The organism is Brevibacterium yomogidense, assembly GCF_900163715.1.
Taxonomy (GTDB): Bacteria; Actinomycetota; Actinomycetes; order Actinomycetales; family Brevibacteriaceae; genus Brevibacterium; species Brevibacterium yomogidense_A.
Map to the genome: position 1 here is coordinate 453090 of NZ_FWFF01000001.1, position 15253 is coordinate 468342.

General features: G+C 67.9%; 13 protein-coding genes. 2 read left to right on the forward strand and 11 right to left on the reverse strand.

Going from position 1 to position 15253, the window contains the following annotated elements; genetic code table 11:
* Positions 1–25 precede the first annotated feature (25 nt).
* From FM105_RS01855 to FM105_RS01880, 6 genes are all read right to left on the reverse strand, one after another.
* The gene (locus tag FM105_RS01855) at positions 26–772 is read right to left on the reverse strand and encodes an SDR family NAD(P)-dependent oxidoreductase (protein WP_087003799.1); all 747 of its coding nucleotides are present in this window, start codon (positions 770–772) and stop codon (positions 26–28) included.
* A gap of 82 nt (positions 773–854) precedes the next feature.
* A complete protein-coding gene (locus FM105_RS01860; protein ID WP_087003802.1) occupies positions 855–2000 on the reverse strand; it encodes an acyl-CoA dehydrogenase family protein in 1146 nt (381 codons plus the stop codon).
* A 34-nt stretch (positions 2001–2034) separates the two neighbouring features.
* Entirely contained in the window at positions 2035–2892 is an 858-nt protein-coding gene (locus FM105_RS01865; RefSeq protein WP_087004289.1) for an enoyl-CoA hydratase-related protein, read from the reverse strand.
* 130 nt (positions 2893–3022) lie between these two features.
* Entirely contained in the window at positions 3023–4324 is a 1302-nt protein-coding gene (locus FM105_RS01870) for an amidase (protein WP_087003806.1), read from the reverse strand.
* A gap of 25 nt (positions 4325–4349) precedes the next feature.
* Positions 4350–5306 carry a phosphotriesterase family protein gene (locus tag FM105_RS01875; RefSeq protein ID WP_087003809.1) on the reverse strand — a complete coding sequence of 319 codons (957 nt, stop codon included), beginning with the start codon at positions 5304–5306 and terminating at the stop codon, positions 4350–4352.
* Positions 5307–5468: 162 nt separating this feature from the next.
* The gene (locus FM105_RS01880) at positions 5469–6380 is read right to left on the reverse strand and encodes a LysR family transcriptional regulator (RefSeq protein ID WP_087003812.1); all 912 of its coding nucleotides are present in this window, start codon (positions 6378–6380) and stop codon (positions 5469–5471) included.
* A 71-nt stretch (positions 6381–6451) separates the two neighbouring features.
* On the opposite strand from FM105_RS01880, the gene FM105_RS01885 reads away from it, so the two are divergent.
* The gene (locus FM105_RS01885; protein ID WP_087003816.1) at positions 6452–7510 is read left to right on the forward strand and encodes a YeiH family protein; all 1059 of its coding nucleotides are present in this window, start codon (positions 6452–6454) and stop codon (positions 7508–7510) included.
* Between the two features lie 46 nt (positions 7511–7556).
* Here FM105_RS01885 and FM105_RS01890 read toward each other — a convergent pair whose 3' ends face one another.
* Complete coding sequence (locus FM105_RS01890; RefSeq protein ID WP_256970149.1) at positions 7557–8213, reverse strand: GntR family transcriptional regulator; 657 nt, start codon at positions 8211–8213, stop codon at positions 7557–7559.
* A gap of 83 nt (positions 8214–8296) precedes the next feature.
* Between FM105_RS01890 and FM105_RS01895 the strand changes: the two genes are divergently transcribed.
* Positions 8297–9541: an MFS transporter gene (locus FM105_RS01895; RefSeq protein WP_256970150.1), complete on the forward strand. Its 1245-nt coding sequence runs from the start codon at positions 8297–8299 to the stop codon at positions 9539–9541.
* Between the two features lie 56 nt (positions 9542–9597).
* Here FM105_RS01895 and FM105_RS01900 read toward each other — a convergent pair whose 3' ends face one another.
* The 4 genes from FM105_RS01900 to FM105_RS01915 form a co-directional block, all read right to left on the reverse strand.
* The gene (locus FM105_RS01900) at positions 9598–10572 is read right to left on the reverse strand and encodes an ornithine cyclodeaminase family protein (RefSeq protein ID WP_087003825.1); all 975 of its coding nucleotides are present in this window, start codon (positions 10570–10572) and stop codon (positions 9598–9600) included.
* A gap of 82 nt (positions 10573–10654) precedes the next feature.
* Positions 10655–12115 carry an MDR family MFS transporter gene (locus tag FM105_RS01905; protein WP_087004292.1) on the reverse strand — a complete coding sequence of 487 codons (1461 nt, stop codon included), beginning with the start codon at positions 12113–12115 and terminating at the stop codon, positions 10655–10657.
* 353 nt (positions 12116–12468) lie between these two features.
* Positions 12469–14019, reverse strand: coding sequence for an AMP-binding protein (locus FM105_RS01910; protein ID WP_087003828.1), 1551 nt, complete (start codon positions 14017–14019; stop codon positions 12469–12471).
* Between the two features lie 239 nt (positions 14020–14258).
* The gene (locus FM105_RS01915) at positions 14259–15143 is read right to left on the reverse strand and encodes a hypothetical protein (RefSeq protein ID WP_143275785.1); all 885 of its coding nucleotides are present in this window, start codon (positions 15141–15143) and stop codon (positions 14259–14261) included.
* Positions 15144–15253 lie beyond the last annotated feature (110 nt).

Consider the following 15253-nt stretch of genomic DNA (forward strand, 5'->3'; position numbering starts at 1 on the left):
CTGGGATCTGCGGGGATGCGCAGGTTCAGGCCATCGTGAGTCCGCCGGAGACCGACAGAGTCTGGCCGGTGATGAAGTTCGAGTCCGGGCGGGCGAAGAACGCGACAGCGTTCGCCAGGTCCTCCGGCTGCGCGAGCCTGCGCATGGGGATCGCCTTCTCCAGCGCCGTGCGCAGTTTGGGGTTCTCGGCACTGATCTGAGCGAACATCGGGGTGTCAGCGGGTCCCGGGCACACGCAGTTGGCGTTGATGCCGCTGCGGGCGACCTCGCGGGCGAACGTCTTCGTGAACGAGATGATGCCGCCCTTGGCCGCGGAGTACACGGCCTCACCGCTCGACCCCACGCGACCCGCATCGGAGCCGATGCTGACGACGGAGCCGGAGCCGGCCTCGATCATGTGGGCGGCGGCGGACTGCGTGCAGTTCAGCGTGCCGATCAGGTTGATCGCGATGACGCGGTCCCACGTGTCCGCGGTCGACTCCATGAAGGGCTCGACCTTGTCCCAGCCGGCGTTGTTCACCAGCGTGTCGATCCGGCCGAACCGGTCGATGACCTCCGCCGTCATCGCATCGACTGCGGTGCGGTCGGTGACATCGGTCGCGATTCCGATCGAGCCGTTGCCCAGTTCCGCGGCGGTGTCCTGCGACTTCTGGGCGTCGAGGTCCGCGACGACAACGGTCGCGCCGTCGGCTGCCAGTCGGGTCGCGATCCCCTTGCCGATGCCGGACGCGGCGCCGGTGACGATGATGATGCGGTCTGTGAGTGCGGACATGGTGTCCTCCTGGTGGTTCTCGTCGGATGTCTATGTCTGTGTCTGTGCGGGGAGGCGGCGCGGCGGAAGTCCCCGGTGATGCTCAGGGCGCGTACGCGCGGCCGGCCGACTGCCGGGCGATGACGAGCTTCATGATCTGGGCGGTGCCATCACCGATCTGCATGCCGAGCACGTCTCGCATGCGCTTCTCCACGTCTCTGCTGGTCATGTAGCCGTTCTGCCCGTGGAGCAGCAGGCATTGGTGAACTGCGTGGTAGGCCTCGAGCGGCGCCCACCACTTGCACATCGCAGCCTGGGAGGTGTGGGGCAGCCCCTCGTCGCCCAGCCACAGCGTGTTGATGCACAGCAGGCGGGCGGCGGCCATCTTGGTCTCCGCCTCGGCCAGCGGGAACGACACTCCCTGGAACGTCGACAGCGGCTGGTCGAAGGCCTCGCGGTTCTTCACGTACTCCCACGTGTCTTCGATGGCGCGGGCCGCGGTGCCGGTGCACTGCAGGCCGATGAGGGCACGGGAGAAGTCGAACCCCTGCATGACCTCGGTGAACGCGGCGCCTTCCGCGCCGAGCAGGTGAGCGGCCGGCACGCGGACATCCTCGAAGTCGATGAACCCGCGGGCCACCGCCGCCTGCCCCATGTCCGTCACGGCCGTGCGGGTCACACCGGGCGAGTCGAGGTCGATGAGGAACGCGGAGATCCCCTTGCCGCGGCTTCCATCGGGGTCCGTGCGGGCGAAGATGACGGTCGCGGTCGACGTGAGCGCCAGGGACATGGACTTCGTCCCGTTCACCACCCAGTCGTCGCCGTCCTTCCGGGCGGTCACGGACGGGTTCCCCGCGTCCGATCCGGCACCGGGCTCAGACAGGCCGATCGCGACCGTGCCCTCCCCCGAGGTGATGAGGGAGCAGTAGTGGGCGGCGACCTCGGGCGCGGCGTTCCTGGCGATGATCTGTCCCATCAGCGAACCGACCACCTGCAGGTACGCGACCGTCAGGTCGCCGCGGGCGACTGCCTCCGTGACGAGACCGGCAGCGACCTTCGTCTGTCCACCGCCGCCGAGGTCCCGGCTGAGTTCCGGCGCGATGAGGCCCGCTCGTCCCATCTCCCGCGTGAGGTCGGCGCCGATGGCGCCTGCGGCCTCGCGGTCGCGGGCCTCGGTGATGAGGCGCTCCTCGAAGCCGGCGGCCGTGTCGACCAGCGTCTGTGCCTCCGGCGTGATCGTGAAGTCCATGGCGATGCTCCTCGTCGGGTTCTCTGGGTCGCCGTCAGAAGCCGTTGACGTACGGGGTGAAGTCCGCTGCGCGCTTCTCTGCGAACGCGGCGGCTCCCTCGTGGGACTCCGGTGAGTGCTGGTAGAGGTCGAGGGCACTCATCGCGAGGCTGGTGAACCCGGCCTGGTGGTCGGAGTCGGCATTGAACGACTGCTTGAGGAAGCGCAGAGCCGTCGGGGCCTGCTGCCCCAGGAGGCGAGCGCGCTCCTTCGCGTAGTCCAGCAGCTCCTCGCCGGGGACCACGGCGTTGACGAGGCCCCAGGATTCGGCCTTCTGCGCGTCCATGAGCTCCGTGAAGTACCAGATCTCGCGGGCACGCTTCTCGCCGACGACGCGGGCGAGGAATGCGGTGCCGAAGCCGGCATCGAATGATCCGACCTTGGGTCCGGCCTGGCCGAAGCGGGCATGCTCCGCGGCGTAGCTGATGTCGCAGACGACGTGGAGGACGTGCCCGCCGCCCACCGCCACGCCGTTCACGGCGGCGATGACGGGCTTCGGCACGTCGCGGATGAGCTTGTGCAGTTCGGACACGCGGAACATCCCGTATCGGCTGGGACCGTAGTCGCCCGTCTCCGCCTTCTGCTTGACGTCGCCGCCGGCGCAGAACGCCTTCTCACCGGAGCCGGTGAGGATGATCGAGCGGACGCGGGCATCGCCCCACGCGAACGTGAAGGCCTCGATGAGCTCGTCGATCGTCTGCGCCCGGAACGCATTGAACGCCTTAGGGCGGTTCATCGTGATGACCGCGAACGTGTCTTCGACCTCGTAGAGGACGTCCTCGAATTCGGGAACCTGCGGGGTCGTGGGCTGCTGGGCACTCTCGCCTGACGCACCGTTCTCTGGGGTGGGCATCGTCGCCTCCATCTGTCACGGGTCCTGGCGACCCGCAACCATGAGTGAATGTCTGTTCATTATTAGTGAACATGAGTTCACGGCGCACGTCAAGGGCCCCGAGAAGACGTCATATGGTTCTCGATGCGCCTCAGTGAGAGTGCAGGAACTGCTCCGCATAGGCGAGGAGGTCCAGGTCCTCGTGCGGGGCCGCGACCAGCTGGACGGACTCCGGCAGTGCATCCGGCTGCACGCCATCGGCGCCCCCGGCGCTATTCAGACGGCCTGAAGCACCCACCGCATCACCGGCGATCGGCAGTGTGATCGCCGGCCATCCGAGCACATTGAAGGGCGTTGAGAAGTAGGTGAACGCGGCGCGGTGCTCCGGACCGATCTCCGACCACCGCGGCACGGGCACGTCCATCGCAGGGGTGATGATGACGTCCGCAGCATCGAACAGGCTCAGCGCCGTCCTCCGCAATACCTCCTGGCCAGCACGCGCGTCCTCGTACTGCGCAGTCGTCACATCCGCACCCGCCAGCGCACGCTCCCGCACGACAGGCTGATAGCGGTCACCCTGCGTGGCCAGGAACTCGCGGTGGATCGCGTACGCCTCGTACTTCCGCAGCACCTCGTACAGGCGCAGCGCCTCATCGATGACGGAGTCGAGGTGCCGACCCGCCGCAGAATCCTCCCCTGCCCGGAGCACCCGGTGAGGTGGGACCCCGGACCCCGCACCGGCCTGCTTCCGCGGTTCCGTTCGCCCCGGCGGAACCTGCACCTGACCCGCATCCACCGAGTACCCGCCCTCGATCCGCGCTGCGAGGAAGGCACTGCGGACGAGGCCGACGTCGAGCGCGAAGAAGCCGACGGTGTCGCACGACGGAGCGAGCGGGAAGATCCCCTCGACGGGGACGAGGCCGAACGTCGGCTTGAAGCCGATCGTGCCGGTGCAGGCGGCCGGGATGCGCACGGACCCGGCTGTGTCCGTACCGACCGCCAGGGGAACGGCACCGGCGGCTACGAGGGCAGCGGACCCCGAACTGGAGCCGGCAGTGCAGAGCTCCACTCCGCGTGGATTCACGACCTTTCCGAAGACGCTCTCGTCACCCAGGATGCCGTAGGAGAACTCCTGGCAGTTCGTCTTCGCGACCGTGAGTGCACCGGCTTCTTCGAGGGCGGCGACGACGGGGGCGGTCGTCACGTCGCCTCGGTGCGTGTCCACGGCCGATCCCATCGACGTCGGGTACCCCTCGATGTCGATGACGTCCTTGACGGCGAGCGCGATGCCCTCGAGAGGTCGCGACTGACCACCGGATGCCTTGGTCTCACCACTGCGCGCGGCCAGCGCCCGCGCGCGATCTCCTGTCGTCACGGTGATCGCGTTGAGCGCTTCGCCTCCCTCCGCAAGGAGTGCCAGCGCCTCGTCGACTGTGATCGCCCCGCCCGCCATTCCGACGTCTCCTCTTCTTCGTGTCCTACTCGAAGTACCGCTGGATGTTCCCCACGAGCATGGTGTCGATCTGCTCTTCTGTCACGCCGCGCTCCCGCAGTGCGGGGAGGACCTCTTCCGTGATGTGGCGGTAGTTCCACGTGGGCACGGCCTGCTTCTTCGCCTCCGGGTCGAACCAGTCGATGAAGCAGGCAGCGTCGTGGGCGAGCACCATCCGGTCGGCGTACCCGTCTGCCGCCAGCCGCGCGACGGTATCGACCCGGTCCGAGAAGGGCAGCAGCACCTCGAGCCCGAAGCGGTCCATGCCCAGGAGCGATCCGGCGTCCGCGACCTCCTTGAGGTAATCGAGGTCCGTCGAATCACCCGAGTGCCCGATGACGACCTTCGTGAGATCGACACCCTCTTCCCGGAGGACCCGCTGTGCGTCCAGACCGGAGCGGGTGTGCGGGTTCGTGTGGACAGTGATCGGCGCGCCGGTTCGCACATGCGCCTGTGCGACCGCCCGCATCACGCGCTCGACTCCGGGGGTCATCCCCTGCTCCTCGATCGCGCACTTGAGGAACGCTGCGCGCACTCCGGTGTCAGCGATCCCCTCCGTCAGATCCTTGACGAACAGCTCTGTCAGCGGCTCCGGCTGATCGAAGAGCAGCCCGGGGCCCGAGTAGTGGAACTGGAAGGGGATCTCGTTGTAGGTGTACAGCCCTGTGGCGACGACGATGTTGAGGTCGGTCCGCTCTGCGATCCGCTGGATGCGCGGGATGTACCGGCCCAGGCCCAGCACCGTGGGGTCCATGATCGAGTCGATCCCCAGTCCCTTGAGCTCGTTGAGGTCTCGCACCGCAAGGTCGATCATCGCCTCGTCGTCCCACTCCTGGTAGTTGAGGCGATGCTCTTCACCCAGGACGAACACGTGCTCGTGCGCGTAGGTGCGCCCCAGCTGTGTGCTGTCGATCGAGCCCTTGACTGTCTCCACTGCCGCCATCTTCGGCCTCCTCCCGGCGTCTCCGCCGAACCTCGTCACCACGCTGTGACACGCCACCACCCTGTGGCGTACAGCACAATCGTAGCCTGAGGCTCGGACACGACGGAGGACGTCACCTGCGCAGACGGAAGGACGCCTGCGCCTGCACCACGGACGGGAGCCTCACACCTGCGGCTCGCCAGCGACCTCCACGAGTTCCGCTGCGGCTCCGGTCAGGCGTCGCGGCCCCTTCCACACCGCTGTTAAGGAACGGCGCACTCCGTCGCCTGCAATCGGCACGCGCAGGAGTTCTCCCGAGTCCAACTGCGCACGCACTGCCAGCGCACTGAGCACGGCCGGTCCCGCTCCAGATGCGACGGCGATCCGCACCGCGGCGTTGCTCCCCAGGACCATCGCGGGCGGTGCCAGCGGACTGTCGCCCACCACCGCCTCGAGCGCTTCCCGGGTGCCGGAGCCGCCCTCCCGCACCACCAGCGCCGTCGCCGCGAGCTCGTCCAACCCGACGGAGTCCGTCCTCTCCGCCCACGGATGATGCGCCGCGATGACGAGGATCAGCTCGTCATCTGCGACGACGCGCGCGTGGATGTCGCGGGGGATGTGGGGTGTCTCTACGAACCCCAGTCGCAGACGTCCCTCCCGCACGTCATCGATCACCCGCGTCGAGTTCTCGACCTCGAGGTGGACATGGGTATCCGGCGTACGCCGCCGCAGCTCCGTGAGCCAGACGGGGACCAGGTGCTCCGCGATCGTCATGCTCGCACCGACGCGCAGCTCCGGCGCGTCCTCGTCACGGGACGTCCGCAGCCATTCGGTGAAGTGATCGGCCGCCGCAAGGAGCTCACGGGCATGCGCTGCGTAGACCAGACCCGCAGGGGTGGGCCGGGAGCCTCGCGGGTGCCGATCCAGCAGCGGGGACGCAGCCTCTGCTTCGAGGCGCGCGATGAGTCGGCTCGCATTCGGCTGGTGGAGGCCCAGAAGTCGTGCCCCCGCGCCCAGGCTGCCTTCGTCCACGACCGCGACGAAGAGGGCGAGCGCCTGCAGGTTCGGCAGGTCATGCGGTGGCTCCAGTGACATATCACGATGATATGCCCTGGTGCTGTTTCCCCGTCTACCGGCGGGGCCGTGCGCTTGGAAGAGTCGAGCTCATGCAGGAACCCCCCTCGTCCGCACCGGTGTCGCACACCGCTGAGACGGCCGACGCCCAGGCCTCACCCGCCGCGACCCGCCTCCCCGGCATCACCCTCTGCACTGTGGCAGCGCTCGTTGCCTACGGTGCGGGCCTGCTCCTGCCCGGCGTGAGCCCGCTCATCCTCGCGATCGTCGGCGGAATCGTCGTGGCGAACCTCGTGCCCCTCCCGGCTGCCACTGCTCCCGGGATCGCGTTCTGCGCGAAGCCGGTGCTGCGCGCCGGCATCGTCCTCCTGGGTCTGCAGGTGGTGCTGGGCGACATCCTCGGACTCGGCCTCGGGGTGATCGCGGTCGTCGTCGGCATCGTCGCGATCGGAATCATCGGCACGATCGCGATCGGCAGGGCGCTGGGCCTCTCACCGGTGCTCACCGTGCTCGTGGCCTGCGGCTTCTCGATCTGTGGGGCCGCTGCTGTCGGTGCCGTCGCGGGTGTCGTTGATCCGAAGCAGAAGCACGACAAGGACGTCGTCACCGCGGTGGCTCTGGTCGTCCTCTTCGGCACCCTCATGATCCCGCTGCTGCCGCTGACCGCGAACCTCCTTACCCTCGACAGTGCGACCGCCGGACTCTGGGCCGGCGGGGCGATCCACGAGGTCGCGCAGGTCGTCGCGGCCGGCGGTGTGCTGGGCGGCGGAGCGCTGGCGATCGCGGTCATCGTCAAGCTCGCACGCGTCCTCATGCTGGCACCCGTCATCGCGATCCTGAGCGTGCGGGAGCGCCGTCGCGCCACCGCGGCCGAGGCCCCTTCGGTACACCTGCCGCCGATCGTGCCGCTGTTCGTCGCCGGGTTCCTCGCAATGGTCATCGTGCGCTCGTTCGTGCCCGTGCCGGAGGTCGCACTGGACATCGCCGGCGTCGCCCAGACCCTGCTGCTGTCGACTGCGATGTTCGCGCTGGGGTGCGGGGTGAAGATCCGTGCGCTCGTGCAGGTCGGTCCGCGACCGTTCGTCCTCGCCGCCCTGTCGACGATCCTCGTCGCGACACTCGCGCTGACGGGGATGCTGCTGGTCAGCTGAGCTCACCTGGCCACCTGAACTCACCTGGTCGACTGAACCCAGCCACTCACGGCACGAACCCGAGCGGCTCCACGGCCGCGTTGTGCGTGTCGCGCAGGTGAGCGCGCAGCGACTCCGCAAAGCGCGCAACGTCGCCCGAGCGCAGAGCCTCGATCAGCGCGCGGTGCTCCGCGATCATGGCCGCCCGCCGCTCGATGAGCCGCTCCCCCTGCCGGAAGAGCATGAAGCGGCGTCGATCGGCCAGGCGGTCGCTCATCTCCAGCAGCACCGCATTGCCGCCCATCTCGACGAACATCCGATGGAAACCGGTCGTGAGGTCGATGAACAACGGCAGGTCACCGTCCTCCAAAGCGGCCTCCTGCTCCCGGAGCGACTCCTCCAGCCTCGGCAGCAGGCGCTCGGTCGTCACCGCTGTCGCCCGCTGCGCCGCAGACGCCTCGAGCATGTACCTGGCATCCGCGATCTCGGAGATGTCGCGGTCGCTCAGCCCGTTCACCAGGGCTCCGCGCTTGGGGTAGATCGTCACCCACTGCTCCTCCTGCAGCCGTGCCAGCGCGGCGCGGACAGGAGTGCGACTCATCCCCAGGTCCTCGGCGAGGCCGCTCTCACCCAACATCTGGCCGGGAGCGAACCCGCCTTCGAGGATCGCATCGCGGAGGTGCCGGTACGCGCGCCCGGCCGCCGACGAATCGTCAGTCGTCACCTGTCCACTCCCCTTCATCCGGCACTCACCCACCCTGTAGGATCCATCTTGTATCCTAGATGACGAGGACAAGGACGACGACGGTGACGTCACAGAAGCTCACACTGGCCAAGCTCTTCACGGCCCAGCTCTTCTCCGGCGCGGGGATCGCGTCCGGCTACGCCGTCGGCGGTCTGCTCGCAGAGCAGATCACGGGCAGGACCGCGATGGCGGGCTTCGCCCAGATGAGTGTGATCCTGGGGGCCGGCCTGGTCGCCTATCCGCTGTCCACGCTGGCGTCGCGGTTCGGCAGGCGCACTGCGCTGACCCTCGGGTTCGGAATCGGGACCCTGGGCGCCGCCATCGTCCTCACCGGCGTCGCCGTGGGCTTCCTGCCCCTGTTCATGGTCGGCATGATGCTGTGCGGCTCCTCGACCGCCGCGGGCCTCCAGGCGCGCTACGCCGCATCCGACACCGCGAATCCCGCCAAGCCGGGACAGGCGATGTCGATCGTCATCTGGGCGACGACCGTCGGGTCCGTGCTGGGCCCCAACTTCACGGAGCCGGGATCACGACTGGGCGAGCTGCTCGGCATGAATCCGCTGGCGGGGCCCTACCTCATCTCGATGGGCTGCTTCCTCCTCGCGGCGACCGCGGCCTTCACCCTCACCCCCGAGCGCCGCGTCGTCAGCAGTCCCACGGACCAGCAGGAGACGACGGTGCGCACAGCACCCCAGGACCGGCCCTCCTTCGGCGAGGCGCTCCGGTACCTCCTCCGCCAGCCGGTCGCCCTCTACGCCGTCATCACCGTGATCTCGGGGCAGATGATCATGACCAACGTGATGGTCATGACCCCGGTGCACATGGACCACCAGCACTTCGACCTCACGGCAGTGGGGATCGTGGTGAGCATCCACATCATGGGCATGTACGTCTTCTCCCCGATCTTCGGCTGGATGGCGGACCGATGGGGGCCCGGCAGCGTCATCACCTCCGGCGCGGTCGTCTACGCCGTGACCATCGCGCTGGGGATCTACGACTCGCTGCTGCCCTCGTCGGACTTCGTCATCCTCAACATCGCGCTGTTCCTGCTGGGGGTCGGCTGGTCGATGTTCCTCATCGGCGGATCGTCGCTGCTCGTGAAGTCGGTGAACGATCGCATGCGGGTGCCGCTGCAGGGGATGTCCGACTCCGCGATGAATCTGGGCGGCGCGCTCATGGCGGCATTCGCGGGCACGGCGCTGCAGTTGGGCGGATTCTTCCTGATCAATGCGCTCGCCGGAATCGTGCTGCTCGTGAACATCGTCTTCGCCGTGCTGGCCCGCAGACGGTCGCACGCCGCCTCTTAGGCAGTGGCACTTACTCAATGGCACCCGCGGTGGTACCGGAATGTCAGGGGGATCGCCTACTCTTGCGTCTCACCCGCGCGCCTCAGGATCGCCTCGGCGAATGCCAGGTCCTGCAGCGCGAAGCCCGAGCTGTCGAACACCGTGACCTGGTCAGCGTCCACCCGGCCCGGGGCCGCTCCCGTCAGGACGGATCCCAGCGCGGTGACCGGGACCTCGGGCGCGGCATGCGAGAACTCACCGATCGACCGGGACTGGTCCGGCAGGTCGCAGAAGAGGCTGCCCCGCTCATAGAGCGCGGCCCCCAGCTCCTGCTTGCCGGAGCCGTCCGCGCCCATCGCGGAGATGTGGGTTCCCGGGCGCACCCAGCCGGCGTCGATGACCGGAGACTTCGCATTCGTCGCGGTGACGACGACGTCGGCCCGTCGGACGCCGTCCTCGATCGAGGTCGCCTCGACCGTCACACCGCCCGGTACCCCTGCACTGCTCGGGCCCGCCGCCGAGGCCCCCAAGACCTCGCGCAGCCGGTCCGCCCGCTCTTCGGCGGCCTCGGGACGGCGGCCTGCGACGAGCACGCGCTCGAAGTCGCGCACGCGGAACGCCGCGCGCGCCTCGTAGAGCGCCTGGTGGCCCGTGCCCACCACGGTGAGCACGCGGGAATCCTCCCGGGCCAGGGTCTGCACCGCGAGTGCGTCCGCCGCGGCGGTGCGGAAGCCGTTGCCGGCTGCGGCCTCGACGACGGCGCGGATGCGTCCGGTCTCCGGATGCAGGAGGATCACGGACGATCCATGGTTCGACAGTCCGTGGGCGTCGTTGCCGGGCCAGTAGCTGCCGATCTTGATGACGGCGGCAGTGCCGCTCGCCCCGGACTTCACGGTGAAGCGGTGGCCGCGCTCCGTCACGGGGGCCACGACGACGGGGTAGACGGTGGAGTCCCCCACGGAGGCGAGGAAGGCCTCGCGCGCCGATTCCAGCGCGAGAGCCTCATCGACCAGCTCCCGCGACACCGCCTCGTCCACCACTCGGATCGTCATCCCGGCCTCCTCATCACCACACGAAGACTGCTTCCGCTGTGGTTCTCACCCTAGGTGGTGCGGGTGAAGGTGCGGGTGCGGGTCAGTCTGCGACCACCTCGGCCGCCTCCTGGTCCTCGGGCTTCTGGATGAAGAAGGCCAGGACCACCGGGACGATCGCGATGCACGCCGCGATGAGGAAGGCGGCGCGGGCACCCGGTGCTGCGGCCTCGGCAGCGGACTCGCCAGCAGCCTCGCCCGCATGCAGTGCGGCGGAGTAGACCGCCACGAGGAGCGCGGTCCCCGCCGCTCCGCCGACCTGCTGGAGGGTGTTGAGCACTGCGGAGCCGTGCGAGTAGAGGTGCCGCTGGAGCGATCCCAGCGACGCGGAGAACAGCGGGGTGAACGACGCGGCGAGGCCCAGCGACATGACCGTCTGGACGACGACCAGCGTCCATGTGGGCGTCGCAGTGCCGACCGTCGAGTACACGAACATCGCCGCAGCGATCATGAAGGTGCCCGGGACGAGCAGCACGCGGGGTCCGCGCGCATCGTAGATCCGGCCCATGACGGGACCCAGCAGACCCATGAGGAGCGAGCCCGGCAGCAGCACCATGCCCGACTGCGCGGCGGTGAGACCGGCGACCGTCTGGAGGAACAGGGGCAGCAGGGAGAACGTGCCGAACATCGACAGGGCGACGATCGCCATGATGATGACCGACAGGACGTAGTTGCGCGAGCGGAAGACCCGCAGGTCCAGCAGGGCCCGCTCCTGCTTCTGCAGCGACAGCTGCCGCCACACGAAGACGGCGAGGAACACGAGTCCGCCGCCGATCGCGCCCCAGCCGATGAGGAGGACGGTCGAACCGGCACCACCGGTATTCGCCCCGCCGAACTGGCTGAGGCCGTACACGATGCCGCCGAACGCCAGGGCGGACAGCAGGATGGACACGACATCGATCGGCGCATCGGTCGACTCGCCCAGGTTCGTCATCCACTTCGCACCGAGGCCCAGGGCGATGAGCGCGATCGGCAGGACGATTCCGAACAGCCAGCGCCACCCGAGGCTGTCGAGGACGAGGCCGGACATCGTCGGTCCGATCGCGGGGGCGAGCGACATGACGAGGCCCACGCGGCCCATCATGCGTCCGCGCGAGTGCGCGGGCACGACGTTCATCATGGTCGTCATGAGCAGCGGCAGCATGATGCCGGTGCCGGCGGCCTGCACGATGCGACCCACCAGCAGCGGGATGAACCCGGAGGCGACGAGGCAGAGAGCCGTGCCCACGGAGAAGGTGATCATCGCCGCCAGGAACACCTGGCGGGTCGTGAATCGCTGGAGCACGAATCCGGTCGTCGGGATGACAACCGCCATCGTGAGCATGAAGGCGCTCGTGAACCACTGTCCCTGCTCCGGCGGGATGCCCAGCGAGATGTTGAGCTCCGGGATGGCGATGGCCATCGTCGTCTCGTTGAGGATCGCCACGAACGCGGCTGCGAGCAGGAGCCAGATGACCCGCATACCCGCAGGATCGATGTCATCGTTGCGCGACACTGCGCGCATGCTTCCGGTATCGGTGGTCACGGCTGTGCTCCGAGTCTGTGAGAGGTGTATCCGCACACGCGTGGCAGGACCGCCACGGGTGCATTCGATGATGATCAGTCGTCATCGGCGGAGTCGGCACGTGCTGCTTCCAGCCGTCGCTCCGGCGCAGATGAGGAGATGATCCTAGCACCGCGCGACTCCCACCGATAGACGTCTGGCAGTGACCCACACCTCGCTCACGGGGTCCGGTCTCCTCTGTGGACTCGACGGATCCTGTGGACTCGACGGATCCTGTGGGCTCGGCGGATCCTGTGGGCTCGGCGGGTCCCGTGGGTTCGACAGCTCCAGCAGACTCAGCAGCCCGTGTGGGATCAGCCTTCGCGCAGGAGGTAGCGCTGCACCTTGCCGCTGGGCGTCTTGGGCAGCGACTCGACGAAGTGCACGGTGCGGGGGTAGGCGTGCTTCGAGTACTGCTCGCGGACGTAGGTCTGCATCTCCGCGCGCAGGTCATCCGTCTCGGACACTCCGTCGGCCAGGACGACGAAGGCCTCGACGACCTCGCCGCGGATGCCTTCAGGATCGGGGCGGCCCACGACCGCGACGTCGACGACGGCCGGATGGGTGATGAGGACGCTCTCGACGTCGAAGGGGCCGATCCGGTAGCCGGCGGCGAGGATCACGTCGTCATCACGGGCGGTGAAGTAGTAGAAGCCGTCGCCGTCGACCTTCCCGGTGTCCGCCGTGAGGTACCAGCGGCCATCGTCGGTGAACCGCTCCGCGGTCTTCTCCGGGGAGTCCTGGTAGCCCGTGAACCAGAGGAGCGGGCTGTTCTCCACGTCGATCGCGATCTGCCCGTCGACGATGCCGGCGGAGTAGCCGGGCATCGGCTGACCCATCGAGCCGGTGCGCACCGGCTGTGCGATCTCCGGGTGCCAGTTGTTGTTGATGACCATGCCGAGTTCGGTCTGCCCGTACTGGTCGCGCACCTCGGTGCCCAGTGCCTCCTGCGCCCACGAGACGACGTCGGGGGTGAGCGGCTCGCCCGCCGATGATGCCCGGCGCAGGTCGATGCCCGTGACGAGGTCCGACTTCGACAGTGTGCGGTAGACGGTGGGAGCACTGGCGAAGTTCGTCACGCCGAACTCCTTGAGCACTGCGACTGTCGACTCCACGGAGAAGCCGGCCATGAGCTGCAGGCTGCGCCGTCCGGCGACCATGGGGCCGAGGATGCCGTAGTAGAGGCCGTAGGCCCACCCCGGATCGGCGGCGTTCCAGAAGACGTCGTCTTCGGTCACGTCGAGCGAGTAGTGGACGTAGCAGTGGAAAGCGGCGAGCGCGCGGGCCGGCACGGGCACACCCTTGGGTTTGCCGGTCGTCCCGCTCGTGAAGAGCTGGAGCATGGTTCCCCGCCCTCCGACGGCGACGTTCTCCGCCAGCGGGGCAGCGGCATCGATCCGTGCGTCCAGGTCATCACCGACCTCGAGCACCTCGATGCCCGCGATCGGATCGAGCTTGAAGCGCTGCGACGGCTCTGTCATGACGAGCGTGGCGGCGGATCCTTCGACGCGCATCTCGATCGCACCGGTCGCGAAGGCCGTGAAGAGGGGGACTTGGACGGCGCCCAGCCGCCAGATGGCCAGCAGCGTCTCGACGAGTTCGCGCCTCTTGCTCATGAGGACGGGCACCCGATCGCCCTCCCGCACTCCGTGGTCGGCGAGCACCGTCGCGAGCCTGCGCGAACGCTCGGCGAGCTGGCCGTACGTGACGTCCTCGGAGCCGAGGTCCTCGTCGATGTACGTGAACGCGACGGCTGTCGGGTCATGCCGATCGCAGACGAGGTCTGCGACGTCCGCGTCCGGAGTGTCGTAGGTGGCCAGCCATTCGGCCACGTTCTGTTCGACAGAGGGGTTCTGCGTGCTCATCCTGCTCCTTCGCGATCCGAGAGCCCGGGCGTGCCCCTGCTCTCGATCACAGTCTGGTGCATCGCGTCGGACTGCGCACTCGCGGGGTGGTGCAGAGGCGCGTCCGGCCAGCCTTCTGGCTCCGAACCATTCCGCGGCCCCGCAGGGATTCTGCGAGACCGCGGAGTATCAGGTCGTTCGGAGCGTCACGCCACAACGAATCGTTCGAGGCGTCACGTCACGTCAGGTCGTTCGCACCGTCACTTCGTGCTGATGAAGACGTCGTCGGCGATCATGCCCGGTGCCACGCGCAGCAGTCCCTCGTCGTCTGCCGGGACCTCGAACACGACGTTCCCGGTACCGGAAGCACCCGTGTACATCTCACCGATCTCGTTGAGCGTCGGCTCCGGAGCAATGGCCATCGTGTCGTAGCTTTCGACGACGTTGCCGGAATCGGTGAGGTATGAGATGTCGAGGAGGAAGGGATCGCTGGATCCTTCACCGATGTACGTGACGTCGACCTCGGCGACCACGTACTTGCTGCCCTCGGCTGCCGGTTCGTTGAAGTCATACCCGGCGAGGACTTCCTCGTCGGCCTCAGCGTTGAAGTCCACGACGGTGATCTCCCACTCGTCACCGGTGACCGTCGACCCCAGGGCGGAGGGGTTCTCCCGTGAACCAGCCTCGCTCGTGGCGGCGTCCGCGCCACCGGACGACTCGGAGCCCTCGTCGTCGACGGTGGAAGCCCCGGCACCTCCATCGACCTCGTCGGTCACTGCAGCGTCATTCTCCACCACTGACGAATCGGAGCCGCCGAAGGATTCGTCGACGGCACCCACGATGACGAAGAAGAAGACGAGGACGCCGACGATGGTGCCGACGACGGAGACGATGAGCGCCGTGATGGCCGACCACTTCGCCTTCCGCGGGAGGAACAGCCCCACGAGGCTGAGGATGAACGCTATGGGGAGCATTATCCAGCCGATGATGAGGGCACCGGGGATACACGCGAAGACGAAGCCGATCACTCCGACGATCAGAGCGATGACACCGATGACATTGGTCTGCTTCTTGGGCGGCTGCGACTGCGGATACTGGGAGTGAGGCGGCGGGGTGTGTGGGTGCGGAGCATACTGTGTCGTCATGCTCATGATCTTCCCATGAAGTCATTCAACATTTAACCAACAAGTGTCGTTTTCGAAGGAGTGCCGTCAAGATCACAAGTGCGGGTCGAGGCAGGGATCGGAAGTCGGAG

Coding starts and splice junctions, on each gene's coding strand:
- FM105_RS01855 (WP_087003799.1), bottom strand. CDS start 772: ATGTCCGCACTCACAGACCGCATCATCATCGTCACCGGCGCCGCGTCC.
- FM105_RS01860 (WP_087003802.1), bottom strand. CDS start 2,000: ATGGACTTCACGATCACGCCGGAGGCACAGACGCTGGTCGACACGGCC.
- FM105_RS01865 (WP_087004289.1), bottom strand. CDS start 2,892: ATGCCCACCCCAGAGAACGGTGCGTCAGGCGAGAGTGCCCAGCAGCCC.
- FM105_RS01870 (WP_087003806.1), bottom strand. CDS start 4,324: ATGGCGGGCGGGGCGATCACAGTCGACGAGGCGCTGGCACTCCTTGCG.
- FM105_RS01875 (WP_087003809.1), bottom strand. CDS start 5,306: ATGGCGGCAGTGGAGACAGTCAAGGGCTCGATCGACAGCACACAGCTG.
- FM105_RS01880 (WP_087003812.1), bottom strand. CDS start 6,380: ATGTCACTGGAGCCACCGCATGACCTGCCGAACCTGCAGGCGCTCGCC.
- FM105_RS01885 (WP_087003816.1), top strand. CDS start 6,452: ATGCAGGAACCCCCCTCGTCCGCACCGGTGTCGCACACCGCTGAGACG.
- FM105_RS01900 (WP_087003825.1), bottom strand. CDS start 10,572: ATGACGATCCGAGTGGTGGACGAGGCGGTGTCGCGGGAGCTGGTCGAT.
- FM105_RS01905 (WP_087004292.1), bottom strand. CDS start 12,115: ATGCGCGCAGTGTCGCGCAACGATGACATCGATCCTGCGGGTATGCGG.
- FM105_RS01910 (WP_087003828.1), bottom strand. CDS start 14,019: ATGAGCACGCAGAACCCCTCTGTCGAACAGAACGTGGCCGAATGGCTG.
- FM105_RS01915 (WP_143275785.1), bottom strand. CDS start 15,143: ATGACGACACAGTATGCTCCGCACCCACACACCCCGCCGCCTCACTCC.